General features: G+C 69.3%; 16 protein-coding genes and 1 pseudogene. 12 read left to right on the top strand and 5 right to left on the bottom strand.

Features of this window, described 5'->3' with window-relative positions; translation table 11 throughout:
• The first annotated feature begins 257 nt into the window (after positions 1 to 257).
• Positions 258 to 1,340 carry a polysaccharide lyase gene (locus ACPU2J_RS30385; RefSeq protein ID WP_423834458.1) on the top strand — a complete coding sequence of 361 codons (1,083 nt, stop codon included), beginning with the start codon at positions 258 to 260 and terminating at the stop codon, positions 1,338 to 1,340.
• Positions 1,341 to 2,314: 974 nt separating this feature from the next.
• Positions 2,315 to 2,584: pseudogene (locus ACPU2J_RS30380) on the top strand (diaminopimelate decarboxylase); the annotation flags it as partial.
• Positions 2,585 to 2,592: 8 nt separating this feature from the next.
• Here ACPU2J_RS30380 and ACPU2J_RS30375 read toward each other — a convergent pair.
• The 4 genes from ACPU2J_RS30375 to ACPU2J_RS30360 form a co-directional block, all read right to left on the bottom strand.
• Entirely contained in the window at positions 2,593 to 2,766 is a 174-nt protein-coding gene (locus ACPU2J_RS30375; RefSeq protein WP_423834457.1) for a hypothetical protein, read from the bottom strand.
• A 77-nt stretch (positions 2,767 to 2,843) separates the two neighbouring features.
• On the bottom strand, positions 2,844 to 4,742 hold the full coding sequence (locus ACPU2J_RS30370; protein ID WP_423834456.1) for an amino acid transporter: 1,899 nt from the start codon (positions 4,740 to 4,742) through the stop codon (positions 2,844 to 2,846).
• Between the two features lie 284 nt (positions 4,743 to 5,026).
• Positions 5,027 to 7,177 carry a potassium-transporting ATPase subunit KdpB gene (gene kdpB / locus ACPU2J_RS30365; protein ID WP_423834455.1) on the bottom strand — a complete coding sequence of 717 codons (2,151 nt, stop codon included), beginning with the start codon at positions 7,175 to 7,177 and terminating at the stop codon, positions 5,027 to 5,029.
• Positions 7,178 to 7,439: 262 nt separating this feature from the next.
• Positions 7,440 to 9,323, bottom strand: a complete 1,884-nt coding sequence (locus ACPU2J_RS30360; protein ID WP_423834454.1) for an APC family permease — start codon at positions 9,321 to 9,323, stop codon at positions 7,440 to 7,442.
• Between the two features lie 244 nt (positions 9,324 to 9,567).
• On the opposite strand from ACPU2J_RS30360, the gene kdpF (ACPU2J_RS30355) reads away from it, so the two are divergent.
• The 9 genes from kdpF (ACPU2J_RS30355) to ACPU2J_RS30315 all read left to right on the top strand — a co-directional run bounded on the left by kdpF (ACPU2J_RS30355) (position 9,568) and on the right by ACPU2J_RS30315 (position 18,337).
• Positions 9,568 to 9,657: a K(+)-transporting ATPase subunit F gene (gene kdpF / locus ACPU2J_RS30355; protein ID WP_364852997.1), complete on the top strand. Its 90-nt coding sequence runs from the start codon at positions 9,568 to 9,570 to the stop codon at positions 9,655 to 9,657.
• A 34-nt stretch (positions 9,658 to 9,691) separates the two neighbouring features.
• Entirely contained in the window at positions 9,692 to 10,114 is a 423-nt protein-coding gene (locus tag ACPU2J_RS30350) for a hypothetical protein (protein ID WP_423834453.1), read from the top strand.
• A gap of 88 nt (positions 10,115 to 10,202) precedes the next feature.
• Positions 10,203 to 10,358 carry a hypothetical protein gene (locus ACPU2J_RS30345; RefSeq protein WP_185921664.1) on the top strand — a complete coding sequence of 52 codons (156 nt, stop codon included), beginning with the start codon at positions 10,203 to 10,205 and terminating at the stop codon, positions 10,356 to 10,358.
• Positions 10,355 to 10,444, top strand: coding sequence for a K(+)-transporting ATPase subunit F (gene kdpF, locus ACPU2J_RS30340; RefSeq protein WP_037884112.1), 90 nt, complete (start codon positions 10,355 to 10,357; stop codon positions 10,442 to 10,444). Before ACPU2J_RS30345 ends, kdpF (ACPU2J_RS30340) begins: the two co-directional genes overlap by 4 nt.
• 6 nt (positions 10,445 to 10,450) lie before the next feature.
• Positions 10,451 to 12,115, top strand: coding sequence for a potassium-transporting ATPase subunit KdpA (kdpA, locus tag ACPU2J_RS30335; RefSeq protein WP_423834452.1), 1,665 nt, complete (start codon positions 10,451 to 10,453; stop codon positions 12,113 to 12,115).
• Complete coding sequence (kdpB, locus tag ACPU2J_RS30330; protein WP_423834451.1) at positions 12,112 to 14,214, top strand: potassium-transporting ATPase subunit KdpB; 2,103 nt, start codon at positions 12,112 to 12,114, stop codon at positions 14,212 to 14,214. Before kdpA ends, kdpB (ACPU2J_RS30330) begins: the two co-directional genes overlap by 4 nt.
• 6 nt (positions 14,215 to 14,220) lie before the next feature.
• Positions 14,221 to 14,937, top strand: coding sequence for a potassium-transporting ATPase subunit C (locus ACPU2J_RS30325; RefSeq protein WP_420078748.1), 717 nt, complete (start codon positions 14,221 to 14,223; stop codon positions 14,935 to 14,937).
• Positions 14,938 to 15,061: 124 nt separating this feature from the next.
• A complete protein-coding gene (locus ACPU2J_RS30320; RefSeq protein WP_420078749.1) occupies positions 15,062 to 15,751 on the top strand; it encodes a response regulator in 690 nt (229 codons plus the stop codon).
• A gap of 39 nt (positions 15,752 to 15,790) precedes the next feature.
• Positions 15,791 to 18,337 (top strand): ATP-binding protein, encoded by a 2,547-nt coding sequence (locus ACPU2J_RS30315; RefSeq protein ID WP_423834450.1) that lies wholly within the window; start codon positions 15,791 to 15,793, stop codon positions 18,335 to 18,337.
• 39 nt (positions 18,338 to 18,376) lie between these two features.
• Here ACPU2J_RS30315 and ACPU2J_RS30310 read toward each other — a convergent pair whose 3' ends face one another.
• Positions 18,377 to 18,832 carry a hypothetical protein gene (locus tag ACPU2J_RS30310; RefSeq protein WP_423834449.1) on the bottom strand — a complete coding sequence of 152 codons (456 nt, stop codon included), beginning with the start codon at positions 18,830 to 18,832 and terminating at the stop codon, positions 18,377 to 18,379.
• An 845-nt stretch (positions 18,833 to 19,677) separates the two neighbouring features.
• Between ACPU2J_RS30310 and ACPU2J_RS30305 the strand changes: the two genes are divergently transcribed.
• The gene (locus tag ACPU2J_RS30305) at positions 19,678 to 20,484 is read left to right on the top strand and encodes an SDR family NAD(P)-dependent oxidoreductase (protein WP_423834448.1); all 807 of its coding nucleotides are present in this window, start codon (positions 19,678 to 19,680) and stop codon (positions 20,482 to 20,484) included.
• Positions 20,485 to 20,487 lie beyond the last annotated feature (3 nt).

Here is a 20,487-nt window from a genome sequence, read left to right as displayed (position 1 = left end):
TAGCGCGAACACCGAGGTGGGCCAAGGGCGCTTCCGGCCACTGGAACATCACGAGGGGATCTCGCCCCCTCATCGGCTCTTGACGCACACCGGCCGTCGGGGTCTGATGTGTCATCACGTGCGAACGTGTTCGCTTATGAGCGATTACGCGGTTCCACGTGGCATTCCGTGGCGGCCGGCGCACTGCCCTGCCTCCACTCTCCGGCCGCCCGCCCGCTCCCCGGCACCACAGACTCCCCCTCTTCCAAGGACAGTTCATGCTCCAGACTCACAGCCGCCGTGTACGTCGGATCGGCGCGATATCGACGGCCGCCGTGATAGTCGGATTCGGGGCGACCGAGGCTGCCGCCGACCGCGCCCTCACGCCCGTCCCCTTCAAGGACGGCTTCGAGTCCGGCACCACCTCCGCGTTCCCCCGCAAGGGCATTGACGGCACCGGCACCGTGAGTGTCGCGACGGCGCCCGGCGGACGAGGTGGAAAGGCCGTGCGCTTCGCCATGCCGGACGACGGCGGCTCCTACCGCACCGAGATCGCCACCAACCGTCTGCCGTACGGCAGTTACCGCTACACCTTCGCCAACTACTTCCCCACCGACTGGGTCCGCTACGAGAACCAGACGATCGTCTCGCAGTGGCACGGCGGGACGGGAACCCAACCCGCGGTCGTCCTTTCCGTCAAGGCCGACCGATGGATGATGGTCGTCCACTGGAAGACCGGCTCCGGGGAGGTGGCCGAGGCCAAGCACGACCTCGGCCCGGCCCGCCTCGGGCGCTGGAACCAGTGGTCCTTCGACATCACCTGGTCCACCGCCACCACCACCGGCTCCATCACGGCTCGCCTCGACGGAGCCCAGGTGGGTTCGCACCGCGGCCCGAACAGCTACCACCAGGACACCGCCCCGTATCACAAGATCGGCCTGTACCGCCCCAACTGGCAGGCGTGGAAGGGCTACAGGGCAAGCGGCCTGCCGGTGGTGGTGAACTACTACGACGACATCACCATCACCCCCATCTCCCCAGGAGCCGCCGCGCCCTCCTCGCCCCCGTCCCCCCAGACGTCGACGCCGTCCACGGCGCCGACCTCACCCCCCGTCGCGTCGGCCACCGCTTCCCCCTCCGCGACCGGCTCGACGGCGGCCGCCCCGGCCACCGGTTCCACCGACGACATCCCGATGGACACCGGCGCCGACCTGGACACCGACAACGAACCCCTGGCCCAAACCGGCACGCCCGACCGCACCCCGATCATCCTCGCCCTCGGCAGCGCCCTGATCGCCGGCGGCATCGTCCTCGGCCGCAAGAAGGCGACAAGGCGCCGCGCGACCGACCGGAGGGACTGATCACACCGGTTCCGCTGCCGGGCGGTATGACTGGTCGGCAGCGGGAGACTGCAAATCGTTCGATCGACCGGCCACGGCATCTCCGATCACGAGTTCCGGTGGACCTCCCCTCGTCGCGCCGACAAGGGCGAGCCCCTGGTCACTGTCCGCCTGACCATGGTGGTCGGGTGCAGTCACAGGCTGAGGGTGCCGGCCACCTCCATTTCATGGAGGTACGGCGGCGCGCACATCGCCAACTGCGAAGGGGCAAGAGTTCGTGAATCGAAAAGCTCCCGCACATTCGCACGCGCCGTGGCCGCCTCGACTCCCGTTTCCCCTCTCTCCCCGGTGGGACGTCGTATTCGGGACTTCTGTCAGCGCGCCACGCCAGGCTCGCAAGTTGAGAACGACAGGGGGAGTTACGTGCCCGACCGTACGCTGACCGCCGATGTGCCGCTCGGCCCGTTCCAAGACCATGCCAGTCCCGCCTACTCGGCGATGGGCAGTAACTCCAAGCTGCATGCCCACCTCACCACCGCGCAGGGTACTCAGAAGCACGCGTAGCGGTCTGCCGGTTGCTGGCGTGACGGTGCACCTCCCGGAAATCCAGGAGGCAGAGGGGTACGGACCGCTCCCGCCTGAGAAGGGCCTGTTGGACGGGCTCGACAACCGGGCGATCGGCGTCCTCCTCACCTACCTCACCGCCTCGGACTGGGGTCGTCACAAGCTCACCCCGTATGTACCGCGACTCATCGCCGACCGGCTTCTCAGCCCCTCTTCGCGTATGCACTGCGAGCCCGCGACGGCCACTCCCGCGGCCGTCGGATCCGTGGCCGAACCGAGCCCACTCAGCCCGGGCGTCTTCGACGACACGGCTGTGCACCAACGCGTGCCCCTCACTACGGACCGCTTGGCAGCTGCGCTCGGTCGGGACGGCCGAAAACGAGCTGTACATCGTGTTCTCCACCGACGGCGGGGCAGAGGTCCTGAGCTTGCGTCTCGCCGTCGAACCCGGGCGGGCCGTCGTAGGGCCGGCCGGAGTCGCGCTGTACCGGGTGCTCACCGTCAAGCACACCGGCGAGAAGGTGTTCGTCGCCGTCGACGGCGGCATGAGCGACAACCCGCGCCCCGCCCTGTACGGGGTGCGCTACGCGCCCCGCCTGGTCGGCCGCCCCGCGGTCATCGGGGTCCACGAGGGCACGGCCCGGACTCTGGTCCGTCGCGAGACCCTGGAGGACTTCCGCAGCCGGGACATCGGCGGGTAGCGTGTCGGCTACGGCCGGTAGACCAGCTCCAGCAGCATCCCGGCGATGACGCCCCAGACTCCGATGCCGAGCAGCCACGTGGCGTCGAGGACGGCTCCGGTGGCGATGGCAGTCAGTCCGGCCGCCCCGAGGGCGACTACGGTCTGGCGGATTCGGCGGTCTGGACGCGAGCGAGTGTTCACAGGAGTGAGAATCCCGCTGGATCTTCGCCATGGCGAGGGTCCAGCGGGATTCCTGTCGGCGCCTTGACGCGAACGGCTCAGCCCGCGTGGATGGGGGGACGGCGGGAGCGGTCGGGTTCTGCCTCCCGGATGACCTCGCGAGTGACAGGGGCGACCTCGCCCTGGCCGAAGAGGAAGAAGCGGAAGAAGTTGGCCATGGGGTTGCCCTCGGTCCACTCGAAGTAGATGTGGGGACGCTGGCCGGTCTGGTCCCGGACGTGGAGCAGGAGCGCGGCCAGGGCCTTGGGGATGCTGGAGCTCTCCGGGGTCAGGACGCGGGTGCGGTCGTGCAGGACATCGCCGCGTACGCGCATGCCCGATTCGAACTGGAAGGCGTCCAGGACGGTGACCTCGACGAACATGACGTCGTCTCCGGCCGGGATGTCGTTGTCCGCGCGGATCTGTTCCTTCTTCTGCCGGTACTCCTCCAGGTCCCGGTTGTCGGGCTCGTTCGCGATGAAGCGGATCGTGCGGTTCGCGGTGTCCCGAATGAACCGCTGGGCCATGTCGTCGTACTCGATGTGGGTGACGCGCAGCTCGAAGACGCGGGCGAGACGGGAGAGCAGGGAGAGGGCCATGATGCCGACGATGAAGCAGGCGCCGATCTTGACGCCGTCCGGCCGCTCGACGATGTTGACGGCGGTCGTGTAGATGAAGACGGCGGAGATGATGCCGAAGCCGATGGTCCAGCCGCGCTCCCCCGCCCGGCGTGCGGCGATGGTCACGGCGACCGCGGCCGAGGTGATCAGGACGAGGACACCGGTGGCACAGGCACCGCCCTGGGCGTCGACGTCGGCGTTGAAGATCCAGGTCACCAGGAACGCGACGAGGGTGAACACGATGACCATCAGGCGCAGGGCGCGGGCCCACTGCGGGGCCATGCCGTAGCGGGGCAGGTAGCGCGGCATCAGGTTCAGCAGGCCCGCCATCGCGGAGGAGCCGGCGAACCAGAGGATCAGGATCGTGGAGATGTCGTAGAGCGTGCCGAAGGCGGAGCCCAGGTGCTCGTGGGCGAGGTAGGCGAGCGCGCGGCCGTTGGCCTCGCCGCCCGGCTCGAACTGGGCGGGCCGGATCAGCAGGGTCGTGATGAGGCTGGAGCAGATCAGGAAGACGCTCATGATCACGGCGGCCGTGGTCAGCAGCTTCTTCGCACCACGGATCCGGCCCGCCGGTCTCTCGGGTACGTCGTCCGGGTCGCCCTTGACGTGTTGCATGACCGCCACACCCGTCTCGAACCCCGACAGGCCCAGCGCCAGCTTCGGGAACACGACGAGCGCGATGGCGATCATCATGAAGACGTTGCCGTGCTCGGTGGTCAGCGCGGCCGTCCAGTCGGTGATGACCTGCGGTGCGGTGAACACGTGCCACGGCCCGACCACCACCACGACCACGTTCAGGCCGAGATGGGTGACGACCAGGACCACGCCGACGCCGATGGCCTCGCTGAACCCCTTCAGGGACACCCCGCCCAGGAGCGCGATCAGGATCAGGGTGATCAGCACTTCATGGCCGTGCAGGGTGCTGGTGAGGTGCGGGTTCTCCACCATGTGCGCGGTGGCGTCCGCGGCGTAGAGGGTGATGGTGATGAGGAAGTCGGTCGCAGCGAATCCGAGGAGGGTCAGGACGAACAGCTTCCCCTTCCAGAACGACAGCAGCTTCTCCAGCATGGCGATGGAGCCCTCACCGTGCGGGCTATCCTCGGCCACGCGCCGGTAGACGGGCAGCGCGCCGAAGGGGGTGAGCAGAACGAGCACGATGGTCGCCAGCGGCGAGAGCAGTCCGGCCGCGAGGAACGCGATGCCGGGCTGGTAGCCGAGGGTGGAGAAGTAGTCCAGACCGGTCAGGCACATCACCCGCCACCACGGCCGGCCATGGGGCTGGGCCGCCGCTTCCTTGGCGGCGGGCGAACTGGTCTCGGCGGTCAGGCCTTCCAGCATCCACGCGCGCAGGCGCGAGGTGCGGGCAGGGGTGGCCGTCGTGGTGCTCCTGTCATACGGCGAAGAATCAGCCGTCGGCGCCGACGGCTGAGCAAGCGTACGCAGGCTGATCACTCATGCACGCGGGGAGCGAATCCTGACGGTTCCTTAACGCAAAGAGTGCCACCTGTGGCGTAGTGAGCGGGGGCGGCCCGGACGGGGGCCGCCCCCGCAGGGGAACCAGCGGAGTGTGGATCGACGCTGGCCGGCCTGGTGCGGCCGTGGTCCGGGGCTCTTGACCGGGATCAGCCGAGGCCGGGGATGGTGGACACCACCAGGTCGATGAGCTTGATGCCGACGAAGGGCAGGATCAGGCCGCCGAGGCCGTAGACGCCGAGGTTGCGGCGCAGCAGGTCGTGCGCGGACGCCGGCCTGTAGCGGACGCCGCGCAGGGCGAGCGGGATGAGGGCGACGATGATCAGCGCGTTGAAGATGATCGCCGACGTGATGGCGGAGGTCGGGCTGCTCAGACCCATGATGTTGAGGGCCTCGAGTCCCGGGTAGGCCGCCGTGAACATCGCCGGGATGATCGCGAAGTACTTTGCAACGTCGTTCGTGATCGAGAAGGTGGTCAGGGCGCCGCGGGTGATCAGCAGTTGCTTGCCGATCTCGACGATGTCGATCAGCTTGGTGGGGCTGGAGTCCAGATCCACCATGTTCGCGGCTTCCTTGGCCGCCGAGGTGCCCGTGTTCATGGCGACGCCGACATCGGCTTGGGCCAGCGCGGGGGCGTCGTTGGTGCCGTCGCCCGTCATCGCGACCAGCTTCCCGCCCGCCTGCTCCCGTTTGATGAGGGCCATCTTGTCCTCGGGCGTGGCCTCGGCGAGGTACTCGTCGACACCAGCCTCGGCGGCGATGGCGCGGGCCGTCAGTTCGTTGTCGCCGGTGACCATGACCGTGCGGATGCCCATGCTGCGCAGTTCCGCGAAGCGCTCCCGGATGCCGTCCTTGACGACGTCCTTGAGATGGACGATGCCGAGCACCCTCGGCCCGTCCCAGTCGTGGACCGCCACCAGCAGCGGAGTGCCTCCGGACTCCGACACGGTGGCCGACCACGCCTCGGCTTCCGGCGGTACGGTTCCGCCGCGCATCGTGACCCAGTCGCAGACCTGGGCTGTCGCACCCTTGCGGATGGCGCAGCCGGCCCCGTTGTCCCAGCTCAGGTTCACGCCGCTCATCCGGGTCCGGGCACTGAACTCGGTGAACCGCGGATTGCTGAGTTCCTCCGCGGTCACGGGCTGAAGGCCGTACTGCTGGGCGAGAGCGAGGACGGACCTGCCCTCGGGCGTCTCATCGGCGAGCGAGGACAGCTGGGCGGCTTCCGCGAGCTTGAGGTGGTCGACGCCGGGAAGCGGGATGAAGGCCGCGGCTTCGCGGTTGCCGAGGGTGATGGTGCCGGTCTTGTCGAGGAGCAGGGTGTTCACGTCTCCGGCCGCCTCGACGGCGCGTCCGCTCATCGCGATGACGTTGCGCTGGACGAGCCGGTCCATGCCCGCGATGCCGATCGCCGACAGGAGGGCGCCGATCGTGGTGGGGATGAGGGTGACGAGGAGGGCGACCAGCACGGTCGTGGACTGTGCGGCGTGCGCGTAGGCGGCCATCGGCTGGATGGCGACGACCACGAGAATGAAGATGACGGTGAGTGCGGCCAGCAGGATGTTCAGCGCGATCTCGTTCGGGGTCTTCTGCCGGGTGGCGCCCTCGACCAGGGCGATCATCCGGTCGATGAAGCTGTTGCCCGGGCGCGAGGTGACCCGTACGACGACCGCGTCGGACAGGACGGTCGTGCCGCCGGTGACGCCGGAGCGGTCTCCGCCCGATTCCCGCAGGACGGGAGCCGATTCGCCGGTGACGGCCGACTCGTCCACCATCGCGGCCCCGTCGACCACGTCGCCGTCGGCCGGGATCAGCTCGCCGGCCTCGACGAGGACGAAGTCGAAGGGCTGGAGTTCGGCGGGGGTGACCACCTCGGTCTCCGCGTGCCGCAGGTTCGCACCGTACGTCCAGTGGTTCAGGCGGACCGCGACCGTGTCCGTGCGCGCCTTGCGCAGCGAGTCCGCCTGAGCCCGGCCCCGGCCTTCGGCAACGGCCTCTGCGAGGTTGGCGAACAGGACTGTCAGCCAGAGCCAGACGCTGATGACCCAGGTGAAGACGGACGGGTGGATGAGCGCCGAAAGCGTGGTCAGCACGGATCCGACGGCGACGACGAACAGCACCGGTTTCTTGACCAGTTCGCGCGGATGGAGCTTTCCGACAGCTTCCCGTGCGGAGGCGGCGAGGAGCTCGGGATCCACCACGTTCACCTGGCCGGAGCGTTTCCGGGACGGTCGGTTGGTCGGAGTCCGCGGCGGGGTCCCGAGACCCGGAGGAATGTGCTGCGCGGCGGCGGGAGGCATGCATACCTTCTGGGATGTGGTCGAGGAGTGGCAGCCCTGGCGGCTCGTGGCCAGGACGCGGAAGAGGGGTGTCGCCGCCGGGGACTGCCTCCATGGACCCCCTCGGCCGTCATGTGAGTGTTTCGAGGTCCCCGGCGGCGCAACAGACAGGAAACTACTGCCCGTTACAGAGAAAAGGCGCGTGCGCGCGCCGGAATTGGCACCCTCTTGACGGCGGCGCACGAGACACGTCAAGCCGCCGTCAGAGGTGCGTCAACACCCGTCATCGTGCGTCGGCCGTGATGCGGAAACGCAGCCGGCAGATCACGGCGTCCGTGTCGCGGCGGACGGCGTGGGCGACGACGGAGCCGCGCTGGTTCTGGAGCATCCGCTGCCACAGGCGGGCGGGTTCGGTCTCCGGAATCAGCACGGTGACCTGAACGTCCGGGTGGGCCTGCGCCAGCTTCCTCACATACGCCGAAAGCGGGCGACCGAGCGAGCGGGTCTCCGAGGAGAGCTCGACCAGCTCCACGCCCGGCTTCCACAACTCCCAGTCCCGCCGGAGGGCTTCGGTCACCTGACGGTCTTCGGGAGCCGGGTGGGTGACGGTTACGGCGAGCACTTCATCGCCGAGTGAACGGGCGGCAGTGAGGGCCTGGCTGGTCAGCCGGGACAGACCGGAGACCGGGACGACGACCACGGAGCGGGAACGCCGCGGGGCCTGCGGGATCCGGCCGAGCTCCAGCCGTTCACCGATCTCGGTGTACGCGCGGTGGACCTTCCCGAAACCGAGGACGAGCAACGGCAGTGCAACGACGATCAGCCAGGCGCCCTCGGTGAACTTCGTGGCGGTGACGACGACCGCCGAGACCCCGGTCAGCAGCGCGCCGAAGCCGTTCAGGCCCGCCTTCGCCCGCCAGCCGCGCGGCCGCTCCCCGGACCAGTGCCGGACCATGCCGACCTGGCAGATGGTGAAGCCGATGAACACACCGATGGCGAAGAGCGGGACGAGGGTGTTGGTGTCTCCGCCGGAGAACACGAGCAGGAGGCCGGAGACCAGGGCCAGCCAGATCACACCGTGGCGGTGGACCTGGCGGTCGGCCTTGAGGGCGAAGACGTGCGGCAGGTGGTTGTCCCGGGCCAGCAGGCTCATCAGGACGGGCAGGCCCCCGAAGGAGGTGTTCGCAGCCAGCGCCAGCAGCGCCATGGTGGCGAACTGGACGACGTAGAAGGCGGCGTTGTGGCCGAAGGAGGCGTCCGCGAGCTGCGCGAGGACGGTCACGCCCTCGACGGGCTGCAGGTGGAAGCGGCCGATGAGGATCGACAGGCCGATCAGCATCACGCCCAGGAGCGCGCCGAGGGCGACCTCGGTGCGCTGCGCCCGGCGGGCGGCCGGGGCCCTGAAGGAGGGCACGGCGTTGGCGACCGCCTCGACGCCGGTGAGCGCCGAACAGCCGGCGGCGAAGGCCTTCAGCAGCAGGAGGGCGCCCACCGTGGTCGCGCCCTCGCCGAGGGCCGAGGCGTGCCCGGCCGCGGACGTGGTGCTGACGGGACCGTCGCGGAAGAGACCGACGACGACCATCGCGAGGATCGACCCGACGAAGACGGCGGTGGGCACGAGGAACGCCTTGGCGGATTCCACGACACCGCGCAGGTTCACCGCGGTGACCAGGACCAGGATGCACAGGCAGATCCACACCCGGTCCGCGTACAGCTCGGGGAAGGCCGAGGTCAGAGCGGCCACGCCGGCCGTCACCGAGACGGCCACGTTCAGGACGTAGTCCAGGATCAGTGAGGCGGCGGCGACCAGGCTCGTACGCCGGCCGAGGTGGCGCTTGGCGACGGCGTACGAGCCGCCGCCGTCCGGGAACGCGGCGATCACCTGCCGGTACGAAGCCACCAGCACGGCCAGGAGCGCGGCGATCGCCAGGGTGACGGGGAGGGTGAAGCCCATGCCGTACGCGCCGGCCGCGGCCAGGACGAGTACGATCGCCTCCGGCCCGTACGCCACGGACGCCATCGCGTCCAGCGACAGCGCAGCCAGACCCTGGAGGGCGGTCAGCCGGTGGCGATCCCCCGGCGGCGGTGTGCCGACCCCGGTATCAGGAGGTTCCTCCGTGCCAGGAACCCGTCCCGCAGTACCCGTCTTTCCCATGTCTATCGACATCTCGCTGTTCCTCCGTTGGACAAAGTGAGGACAGCGTCGGAATTCGATGGCCGGATCACCAGGGTTCCTGACGTGGTCCATACGCCGACCGCTCCAGTCCTCACGCCTCCTTGATGCCGAGGCGGAGAGTCGTACGGGGTGCATCAAGACCTCGCCCAGGGAGATGACCGTCCCTCTGACAAGGGGCAGGGTTGAGTTCGAAGGGCGCTCCCCAACCCCACCCTCGACAAAGGGAGAAGTTCCGATGGAAGCGGAGAACGTGGTCGGTCTGCTCGTCGCACTCGCGCTGCTCGGGTATCTCGTGACCGCACTGATCAGGCCCGAGAAGTTCTGATCCGAAGCCCTCATGTCCGGACAGGAGGCACCACATGTCCGGGTATCGGCTCCACGACGCTGCCGCGCTGCTCACGGCCCTCGTGCTCCCCTTCCTGGTGGCGCTCGGGCTGGTGCCGTTCCGCACGGATCTCTCGGCGACGAACGCGGCGCTGCTCCTCGTCGTCGGCCTGCACGGGCTGCGTGGCTGCCGCTTCGCGTACGGAACCCTGATGGGCAACCTGCCACACCTGGAGCACGACGGAGGCCTGTGGCTGCGCCGCCCGGGCCGGATCACGGAGTACGCCGACCGGCCGAACGGCGGGACCGAGCCGCGGGTCGGCGGCGGCGGCCACTACTACGGCCTGGATCCCTTCCCCGGCCCGCTGCCCCCGGAACAGGACCGCCTGGTGGCCGTGGCGCCGGCCTCGCAGGCCGGCTCCGCCCTGGACACAGCCGACCTGTCCCACCTGGGCTGACCGGGCCTTTTCCGACCCTTTCCGTCAGGGTGGCGTTAAGAGTTCCCGTGCACCCGTATGGACACCGTCAAGGCGTCTTAACGCCGGGATGAAGACACGGTTATCTCGTCATCGGCCATCTGGCCGATTCATTTCTTCCCACTTCACTCAGGAGCTCGCGATGGCCGATCTGGCCTTCGTCGTCACCACGGTCGCGGTATTCGCGCTGGTGGCTCTCATCGCCAAGGGGGTGACCAAGCTGTGAACGCCGAGAACATTGTCGGCCTCGTCGTGGCCGTCGCCCTGCTGGGCTACCTCGTCCTCGCCCTCGTCAAGCCGGAGAGGTTCTAGCCACCGATGAGTCCCGTTCTCGCTGGTGTGCTCCAGCTCCTCGCACTGATCGCCGCGCTCGCGCTGGCCTACCGCCCCCTGGGCGACCACATGGCCCGCGTCTACTCCTCCGAGAAGCACTACAAGCCGGAGAGGTGGATCTACAAGGCCATCGGAGCCAACCCTTCGGCCGAGATGCGCTGGCCCGCCTACCTGCGTGCCGTCCTCGCCTTCTCGGCGGTCAGCGTCCTCTTCCTCTACCTGCTGCAGCGCCTGCAGGGCGTCCTGCCCGGCTCGCTCGGCTTCGTGTCGATCGACCCGGACCAGGCCTTCAACACGGCCGCGTCCTTCGTGGCCAACACGAACTGGCAGTCCTACTACGGCGAGCAGGCCATGGGCCACGTCGTGCAGACCGGCGGCCTGGCCGTGCAGAACTTCGTCTCCGCCGCCGTCGGCATGGCCGTCGCCGTGGCCCTCGTACGGGGCTTCGCCCGCTCCCGCACCGGCGAGCTCGGCAACTTCTGGGCGGACCTGGTCCGCGGCGTCTTCCGCATCCTGCTCCCGATCGCAGTGATCGGCGCGATCGTCCTGGTCGCGTGCGGCGCTATCCAGAACTTCGCCGGCATCCACGAGGTCGGCCAGTTCATGGGCGGCACCCAGCAGTGGAACGGCGGGGCGGTGGCCTCCCAGGAGGTCATCAAGGAGCTGGGAACGAACGGCGGCGGCTACTTCAACGCCAACTCCGCGCACCCCTTCGAGAACCCCACCCCCTTCTCGAACCTCTTCGAGATCTTCCTGATCCTCCTCATCCCGTTCGCGCTGACCCGCACGTTCGGCCGCATGGTCGGCAACCTGCGGCAGGGCTACGCGATCCTCGCGACGATGGGCGTCATCTGGATCGGCTTCACGGCGCTGATGATGTGGACGGAGTTCGCCCACCACGGTCCGGCCTTCGACGTCGCCGGCGGGGCGATGGAGGGCAAGGAGACCCGCTTCGGCGTCGGCGCCTCGGCGATCTTCTCGGTCGCCACCACGCTGACCTCGACCGGCGCGGTCAACTCCTTCCACTCCTCCTACACCGGTCTCGGCGGCGGCATCCAGCTGCTGGGCATGCAGCTCGGCGAGATCGCGCCCGGCGGTGTCGGCTCCGGCCTCTACGGCATGCTGATCATGGCGATCATCGCGGTGTTCATCGCCGGTCTGATGGTCGGCCGCACCCCCGAGTACCTGGGCAAGAAGATCGGCACCCGCGAGATCAAGCTCGCGGCCTGCTACATCCTCATCACCCCCGCCCTCGTCCTCGGCTTCACCGCGGCCGCCATGGCCCTGCCCACGCCGGGCAACTCCATGACGAACGCCGGTGCGCACGGATTCTCCGAGATCCTGTACGCCTACACCTCCGGCGCCAACAACAACGGCTCGGCCTTCGCGGGCCTGAACGCCGACACCCAGTGGTTCAACAGCACCATCGGCATCGCGATGCTGCTGGGCCGCTTCCTGCCGATGGTGTTCGTCCTGGCGCTGGCCGGCTCGCTCGCCGAGCAGAAGCCCGTCCCCGAGACGGCAGGCACGCTCCGTACCGACAAGCCGCTTTACACCGGGCTCCTCGTCGGCACGATCCTCATCGTCACCGGTCTGACCTACTTCCCGGCCCTGGCGCTGGGTCCGCTCGCCGAAGGGCTCGCATCATGAGCACCGCCACTCCGACCCGTGCTCCGCACGAGGACCTGCCCACGGGCCACAAGCCGCCGGCCGGCCGCGTCGGCGGAGGCCTGTTCGACCCCAAGCAGCTGATCAAGTCCTTCCCCGACGCGATCCGCAAGCTCGACCCCCGCATCATGATCAAGTCCCCGGTCATGTTCGTGGTCCTGATCGGGTCGGTGGTGACCACCGTCCTCGCCCTCACGGACCCGACGGACTGGTTCGGCTGGGCCATCACCGCCTGGCTGTGGCTGACGACGATCTTCGCCAACCTGGCCGAGGCCGTCGCCGAGGGCCGCGGCAAGGCCCAGGCCGACACCCTGCGCAAGGCCAAGACCGACTCCGTCGCCCGCCGCCTGACCGCGGGAGGCGACGAGGAATCCGTCCCGGGCACCGAGCTGAAGATCGGCGACCTCGTCGTCTGCGAGGCGGGGGACGTCATCCCCGGCGACGGCGACGTGGTCGAGGGCGTCGCGTCCGTGGACGAGTCCGCCATCACCGGCGAGTCCGCACCCGTGATCCGCGAGTCCGGCGGTGACCGCTCGGCCGTCACCGGCGGTACGAAGGTCCTCTCCGACCGGATCGTCATCAAGATCACGACGAAGCCCGGCGAGACCTTCATCGACCGCATGATCGCCCTCGTCGAGGGCGCGGCCCGGCAGAAGACCCCGAATGAGATCGCGCTGAACATCCTCCTCGCGTCTCTCACGATCGTCTTCCTGCTGGCCGTGGTCACGCTCCAGCCGTTCGCGATCTACGCGGGCGCCGAGCAGTCGATGATCGTGCTCACCGCGCTCCTGGTCTGCCTGATCCCCACCACCATCGGCGCGCTCCTGTCGGCGATCGGCATCGCCGGCATGGACCGACTCGTCCAGCGCAACGTCCTCGCCATGTCGGGACGTGCGGTGGAAGCCGCCGGTGACGTCTCGACGCTGCTGCTCGACAAGACCGGCACCATCACCCTCGGCAACCGTCAGGCCTCCGAGTTCGTACCCGTGAAGGGCACCACCGAAGCCGAGCTGGCGGACGCCGCCCAGCTGTCTTCGCTGGCCGACGAGACTCCCGAGGGCCGTTCCATCGTCGTCCTGGCGAAGGAGAAGTACGGGCTGCGCGAGCGCCACCAGGGCGAGCTCGCCCACGCCGAGTGGATCGCCTTCACGGCCCAGACCCGCATGTCGGGTGTGAACGTGGACGGCAAGCAGACCCGCAAGGGCGCCGCCGGCTCCGTCATCACCTGGGTCCGGGAGCAGGGCGGTCGGGTGTCCGACGACGCCGACCTCCTCGCGAACACGATCTCGGAAGCCGGCGGTACGCCGCTGCTGGTCGCCGTGAAGGACGAGAAGGGCGCCCGCGTCCTCGGTGTCATCCACCTCAAGGACGTGGTCAAGGAGGGCATGCGCGAGCGGTTCGACGAGCTGCGCCGCATGGGCATCAAGACCGTCATGATCACCGGTGACAACCCGCTCACCGCGAAGGCCATCGCCGAAGAGGCGGGCGTCGACGACTTCCTCGCGGAGGCCACCCCCGAGGACAAGATGGCCCTCATCAAGCGGGAGCAGGCCGGCGGCAAGCTGGTCGCGATGACCGGTGACGGTACGAACGACGCGCCGGCGCTGGCCCAGGCCGACGTCGGCGTGGCGATGAACACGGGCACCTCGGCCGCCAAGGAGGCCGGGAACATGGTGGACCTGGACTCCAACCCCACCAAGCTCATCGAGATCGTCGAGATCGGCAAGCAGCTCCTCATCACCCGAGGCGCCCTCACCACCTTCTCCATCGCCAACGACGTGGCGAAGTACTTCGCGATCATCCCCGCCATGTTCGCCGTGGTCTACCCGGGCCTGGACAAGCTCAACATCATGGGCCTGCACTCCCCCGAGTCCGCGATCCTCTCCGCCGTCATCTTCAACGCACTGATCATCATCGCCCTGGTCCCCCTCGCCCTCAAGGGCGTCCAGTACCGGCCGACCAGCGCCGACAAGATGCTCCGCCGCAACATCGGGGTCTACGGACTCGGAGGTCTGATCGCCCCGTTCATCGGCATCAAGATCATCGACATGCTCATCACCCTCATCCCCGGAATCGGCTGATCTGCGATGAACAACTCTGTAAGCAACACGGCACGCCTGATCGGGGCGGGCCTGCGGGCCCTCCTCGTCCTGACCGTGATCTGCGGGGTCATCTACCCGCTCGCCGTCACCGGGATCGCCCAGGCCCTGTTCAACGACAAGGCCAACGGGTCCGAGATCAAGGACAAGAGCGGCGCCGTCGTCGGATCCTCCCTCATCGGGCAGACCTACAACCTGCCCAAGCAGAACCCCGACGACCCCGAGGAGGCCGCGAAGCCGGACCTGAAGTGGTTCCAGCCGCGCCCCTCCAACGGCCTCGGCAGCAACAGCGTCAACACCCAGTACTCGCTGATCCTGTCCGGCGCCACCAACCGCTCCGCCGACAACGGAGCCGTGAACGGCCGGTGCACCAAGGACGCCGAGGAAGGCACCCTCTGCGCCCAGGTCGTCGCGGCCAAGGAAGCCGTGATCGCCGACAACTCCACCGGCTCGTTCACGGTCAGGCCGGAGGACGTTCCGGCCGACGCCGTCACCTCCTCCGGCTCCGGCCTCGACCCGAACATCTCCCCCGCCTACGCCGAACTCCAGGTCCACCGGGTCGCCGAGCAGAACGGGCTCGACGTCAAGCAGGTCGAGAAGCTCGTCGCGGACCACACCACGGGTCGCACGCTCGGCTTCATGGGCGAGCCCCGGGTCAACGTCCTCGAACTCAACACCGCCCTCAAGGCACTGACCAAGAGCTGATGCTCCACATCGCACGGACCGGGAGCCGGCGGGGCGCGGGCCTCCCCCAGCAATCGCTGGGAGGGTGCCCGAGCGCCCCGCCGGCTCCTCCCCGTGCCCGTAACGAAGGAAAGGCTGCACACCGATGACCCGGGTGCTGGTGGTGGAGGACGATCCCCAGCTCGTCCGCGCACTGAAGATCAACCTCCAGGCGCGCAAGTTCGAGGTCGAGGAGGCCTCCGACGGCGGCTCGGCCCTGCGCATCGCGGCCGCGCACAAGCCGGACGTCATAGTGCTGGACCTGGGGCTGCCCGACATGGACGGCGTCGACGTGATCAAAAACGTCCGGGGCTGGTCCCGCGTGCCCATCCTGGTCCTCTCCGCCCGGCACACCTCGGAGGACAAGATCCGGGCCCTCGACGCCGGCGCGGACGACTACGTGACGAAACCGTTCAGCATGGACGAGCTCCTGGCCCGCCTGCGAGCCGCCGCCCGCAGGAACGAGGCCCCGGCGGCGTCTCAGCCGGACGAGGTCGCCGTGGTGACGACCGACGAGTTCACCGTCGACCTGGTCGCGCGAAAGGTACGGCGGGGAGACCGCACCGTGCGACTGACCCCGACGGAGTGGCATCTGCTGGAAATCCTCATCACCCACCCGGGCCGGCTGATCACGCAGGCTCGGCTGCTGCTGGAGGTCTGGGGGCCGACCTACGGGGAGAACACCAACTACCTGCGCGTCTACATGGCCCAGCTTCGGCGCAAACTGGAAGCGGATCCTTCGCATCCGCGGTATCTGATCACCGAGCCCGGCATGGGATACCGCTTCGAACCCTGATCACCCGCCCGATCGTCGACAGAGAAGAAGAGTCTGAACATGGGACGCGGCAAGCTCCGCATCTACCTCGGTGCGGCACCGGGCGTCGGCAAGACGTACGCGATGCTGTCCGAGGCGCATCGCCGGGTCGAGCGGGGCACCGACTGCGTCGTCGGCTTCGTCGAGCACCACAGCCGGCCGCGGACCGAGGTGATGCTGCACGGTCTGGAGCTCATCGCGCGCCGCGAGCTGGAGTACCGCGGCTCCACCTTCACCGAGATGGACGTCGACGCGATCCTCGCCCGCCGGCCGACCGTGGCCCTGGTGGACGAGCTCGCGCACACCAACGTGCCCGGCTCGCGGAACGCCAAGCGCTGGCAGGACGTGGAGGAACTGCTTCAGGCGGGCATCGACGTCATCTCCACCGTCAACATCCAGCACCTCGAATCACTGGGTGACGTGGTCGAGACGATCACCGGGGTCCGGCAGCGGGAGACCGTCCCCGACGAGGTGGCCCGGCGCGCGGACCAGATCGAGCTGGTCGACATGTCCCCGCAGGCTCTGCGCCGCCGCATGGCGCACGGCAACGTCTACAAGCCCGACAAGGTCGACGCCGCCCTGTCGAACTACTTCCGCCCGGGCAACCTGACCGCGCTGCGTGAGCTCGCGCTGCTGTGGGTGGCCGACCGGGTCGACGAGTACCTCCAGGAGTACCGGGGCGAGCACAACATCCGCTCCACCTGGCAGGCCCGCGAACGCATCGTCGTCGGCCTCACCGGCGGACCGGAGGGACGTACGCTGATCCGCCGGGCTGCACGGCTCGCCGAGAAGGGAGCGGGTGGCGAGGTCCTCGCGGTCTACATCGCCCGCAGCGACGGACTCACCTCCGCCTCTCCCAAGGAACTGGCCGTCCAGCGCACCCTGGTCGAAGGCCTCGGCGGCACCTTCCACCACGTCATAGGCGACGACATCCCCGACGCCCTGCTGGAGTTCGCCCGCGGCTGCAACGCCACCCAGATCGTCCTCGGCGTCAGCCGCCGCCGCTCGTGGCAGTCCGTCCTCAGCCCCGGCGTCAGCGCCACCGTCGCCCGCGAGTCCGGACCCGACCTCGACGTCCACATCGTCACCCACGACGAGGCCGCCAAGGGGCGCCGCAGCCTCCCCGTCCCCCAGGGCGCACGGCTCGGCCGCTCCCGCATCATCTGGGGCTGGCTGGCCGGCATCGCCGGACCCGCCCTGCTCACCGTCCTGCTGAACCAGCTCGTACCCGACCTCGGCCTCGCCAACGACATGCTGCTCTTCCTCACCTGCACCGTGGCGGCAGCACTCCTCGGCGGACTCCTCCCCGCCCTCGCCTCAGCGGCCTTCGGCTCCCTCCTGCTCAACTACTACTTCACGCCGCCGCTGCACCAGTTCACGATCTCGGACCCGAAGAACATCGTCGCCATCGCGATCTTCATCGGGGTCGCCGTGTCCGTGGCGTCCGTGGTGGATCTCGCAGCCCGGCGCACCCACCAGGCCGCCAGGCTGCGCGCCGAGTCCGAGATCCTCTCCTTCCTGGCAGGCAGCGTCCTGCGCGGCGAGGACTCCCTCCACGCCCTCCTGGAACGCCTCCGCGAGACCTTCACCATGCAATCGGTCGCCCTCCTGGAACGCAGCAGCGAGGTCGACGCGTGGACCACGGCAGCGGCCGTCGGCACCAGTCCCGTCAGCCGGCCCGAGGACGCGGACGTCGACCTCCCCATAGGCGACAACATGGCCCTCTCCCTGACCGGCCGGGTCCTGCCCGCCGAGGACCGGCGCGTCCTGGGTGCCTTCGCGGCCCAGGCCGCCGTCGTACTCGACCGCCAGCGCCTGGTCGACGAGGCCGAGAAGTCCCGCGAGCTCGCCGAGGCCAACCGCATCCGCACCGCCCTGCTCGCCGCCGTCAGCCACGACCTGCGCACCCCGCTCGCCGGCATCAAGGCGTCCGTGAGCTCGCTGCGCTCCGACGACGTCGAGTGGTCCGAGGACGACAGGGCCGAGCTGCTCGAAGGCATCGAGGACGGCGCCGACCGCCTCGCGGCCCTCATCGGCAACCTCCTCGACATGTCCCGCCTCAACACCGGCACGGTCGTGCCGCTGATCCGGGTGACCGACCTCGACGAGGTCGTTCCCATGGCCCTGGGCGGCGTACCGGAGGACAGCGTGGAGCTGGACATCCCCGAGACCCTGCCCATGGTCGCCGTCGACCGCGGTCTCCTGGAACGCGCCGTCGCCAACATCGTCGAGAACGCGGTCAAGTACAGCCCGGACGGCCAGCCCGTGAACGTCTCCGCCAGTGCCCTCGCCAGCCGCGTCGAACTGCGCGTCGTCGACCGCGGCCCCGGCGTACCCGAGGAAGCCAAGGCGCGCATCTTCGAACCCTTCCAGCGCCACGGCGACGCGCCGCGCGGCGCCGGCGTCGGCCTCGGGCTCGCCGTGGCCCGCGGCTTCACCGAGGCCATCGGCGGGACCCTCACGGCCGAGGACACCCCCGGCGGCGGCCTCACCATGGTCATCACCCTCCCCATAGTGGCGGACGGCCCCGCGGCCCCGCCGGAACTCCCCGCGTCCGCGGTCACCTGACGTCGAGCGAAGTGCAGGGCGGCTCGGGTGAGCCGTCCGTTACGCGGAGGCGGTCGGGACCCGGTCGAAGACCCGGCCGCCGAGGTCGATACCGGCGACGGCACCGTTCTCGTCCCGGGAGAAGGAGCCGCGCTGTCCCTGCAGTCCGCCGGCGGTGACGATGAACTCGTCGCCGTCGCCCGGCAGCAGGCCCAGCGCGGCCTGCTCGTAGTCCGCGGGCATCTCGAGGTCGGCCGCCGCACGGATCTCCGGCTTGATCACGACTCCGATCGTCAGCTCCTGCCCGTCGGCGGCGACGGTGAGCGTCATGGCGTCGTTCTCGAAGGCCCCGGCAACCTCCCGGGCCCGGGCCTCGTCGTACGGCAGCGGCTCCGGATCCTTGTCCACGACACCGAGGTAGTGCTCCAGGGCCCGGCGCACAGCACCGCGGTTGAAGGGGATGCCGCCCGGACCTGCGTTGGCCATGGTGATGACGGCGAAGTCCCGCTCGGGCACGATCAGCAGCTCGCAGAACTGGCCGTTGGCAAATCCGCCGTGCCGGGGACTTCTCGGTGTTGTGTGCGTTCATGGGATTCTCCTGACCGGGTGTGTCGTCGCTCTCGATGACCACGACGATGCCCGGGCCCGCTGAGAGGCCGCTGACAGCGCACTGACAGCGGAGCGCGCCGGGCGCGTGATCGCTCCCACGAAGCCCGTCGCCCCTGGCCATCGCCCGTCGTCAGCACGTACGGATGGCCGAAGCACACGAGCCGTTCGCTTCCCGGAATCCCCACCCCGGGAAGCGAACGGCTCATGTATGGCGCGACGCGTGACCGGCACACGGTCGCATCGGTCCGTGCCCCCACGGTGGGACCGTGCACTGCTCCGGGCGATGTTCAGGTCATCGCCCCGCCATGCGTGTGCCGCCGGTCCGTCGTCCGGCTCGTCGCCCGACCAGTCTGTGCCTGACCGGCATCGGCGGCGGCACTCCTTGACAGGTTCCTTCCGTCCTGCGGCGGATCTTTGACGCGGCCCTGACGATGCCCGTCAGAAGGTCATCAAGGAGCCGCCCAGCGCTTGCCTCGGCGTCCCCGATGCGCTGGGATGGCGCCATGAACAGCGGTCCGCGCTACGACGATCGGCCACCGAATCCGGTGCAGCCGACGGCGCCCGCTGTCCGCCCGGCCCTCTGACATAGGCCGCGCGTCCTGCGCGTACCTGCCGATCAGCCGCCTGAAGGGCGCAGATCGAGCCCTCGTACGCATCCTCACCTTCACCTTCACCGCATGAACTGAGCCCACGCTCCCGCCTCACGCCGGCGCGCCGGGCACGTCAGGCATGCCCTCCTCCAGGAATCTGCCATGTCCTCATCCCTGTCCGGCCGTACCGTCCTCGTCACCGGCGCCACCTCCGGCATCGGCTACGAGACCGCCCGCCGGCTCGCCGAGCTCGGCACCACCGTCCTCCTGCACGGCCGTACGCCCGAGGAAGCCCATGCCGCCACCGACCGGCTGATCGCCACCGCCGGCGTCAACGGCGCCCAACTCAAGCCGATGGTGGCCGACTTCACCCGCCTGGAGGAGGTCGAGAACCTCGCCCACGCCGTCGTACGCGACCACCCGCGCCTGGACGTGCTCGTCAACAACGCGGCGATCGCCGCGCCCGAGCGCCACACGCTCACCACCGACGGCAACGAGATCGCCTTCCAGGTCAACTTCCTCGCCCACTACCTCCTCACCAACCTCCTGGAGCCCTCGCTCACCAGCGACCCCGGCGGGCGCGTCGTCAACGTCTCCTCCGGCCTGCACCGTTCCGGCGCCATCCAGTGGAACGACCCGCAGCGCATCCGCCGCTACTCCCGCCTCGCCGCGTACGCCCAGTCCCAGCTGGCGCTGACCGTCTTCGCCGCCGACCCCCGCGTCACGGCCGTCTCCGTCAACCCCGGCGTCTGCGAAACCGGCCTCCTTCCGCTGTACGGGCACGAGGGCGCGCCGGCCGCCGAGGGCGCGCAGCACGTCGTACGGCTCTGCGACCCGGCCACCGAGATCGTCAACGGCGCCTACTACGACCGCTCCGAGCGCGTCGCCCCGGCCCCCGCCGCCACCGAGGACCGCACCGTCAAGCGCCTCAACAAGCTCGCCGACCTCCTCGTCGGCCACACCGCCTGAAGG

Origin of the sequence: Streptomyces manipurensis (genome assembly GCF_049570255.1) — a bacterium.
In the GTDB taxonomy this organism is placed as follows: Bacteria; Actinomycetota; Actinomycetes; order Streptomycetales; family Streptomycetaceae; genus Streptomyces; species Streptomyces manipurensis.
This window is presented reverse-complemented; position numbering and strand designations above follow the sequence as displayed.

What these genes read in the sequence shown, in the direction of transcription:
- ACPU2J_RS30385 (WP_423834458.1), top strand. Translation starts at nt 258, where the DNA reads ATGCTCCAGACTCACAGCCGCCGTGTACGTCGGATCGGCGCGATATCG.
- ACPU2J_RS30370 (WP_423834456.1), bottom strand. Translation starts at nt 4,742, where the DNA reads ATGCTGGAAGGCCTGACCGCCGAGACCAGTTCGCCCGCCGCCAAGGAA.
- kdpB (WP_423834455.1), bottom strand. Translation starts at nt 7,177, where the DNA reads ATGCCTCCCGCCGCCGCGCAGCACATTCCTCCGGGTCTCGGGACCCCG.
- ACPU2J_RS30360 (WP_423834454.1), bottom strand. Translation starts at nt 9,323, where the DNA reads ATGTCGATAGACATGGGAAAGACGGGTACTGCGGGACGGGTTCCTGGC.
- kdpF (WP_364852997.1), top strand. Translation starts at nt 9,568, where the DNA reads ATGGAAGCGGAGAACGTGGTCGGTCTGCTCGTCGCACTCGCGCTGCTC.
- ACPU2J_RS30350 (WP_423834453.1), top strand. Translation starts at nt 9,692, where the DNA reads ATGTCCGGGTATCGGCTCCACGACGCTGCCGCGCTGCTCACGGCCCTC.
- ACPU2J_RS30345 (WP_185921664.1), top strand. Translation starts at nt 10,203, where the DNA reads ATGAAGACACGGTTATCTCGTCATCGGCCATCTGGCCGATTCATTTCT.
- kdpA (WP_423834452.1), top strand. Translation starts at nt 10,451, where the DNA reads ATGAGTCCCGTTCTCGCTGGTGTGCTCCAGCTCCTCGCACTGATCGCC.
- kdpB (WP_423834451.1), top strand. Translation starts at nt 12,112, where the DNA reads ATGAGCACCGCCACTCCGACCCGTGCTCCGCACGAGGACCTGCCCACG.
- ACPU2J_RS30325 (WP_420078748.1), top strand. Translation starts at nt 14,221, where the DNA reads ATGAACAACTCTGTAAGCAACACGGCACGCCTGATCGGGGCGGGCCTG.
- ACPU2J_RS30320 (WP_420078749.1), top strand. Translation starts at nt 15,062, where the DNA reads ATGACCCGGGTGCTGGTGGTGGAGGACGATCCCCAGCTCGTCCGCGCA.
- ACPU2J_RS30315 (WP_423834450.1), top strand. Translation starts at nt 15,791, where the DNA reads ATGGGACGCGGCAAGCTCCGCATCTACCTCGGTGCGGCACCGGGCGTC.
- ACPU2J_RS30305 (WP_423834448.1), top strand. Translation starts at nt 19,678, where the DNA reads ATGTCCTCATCCCTGTCCGGCCGTACCGTCCTCGTCACCGGCGCCACC.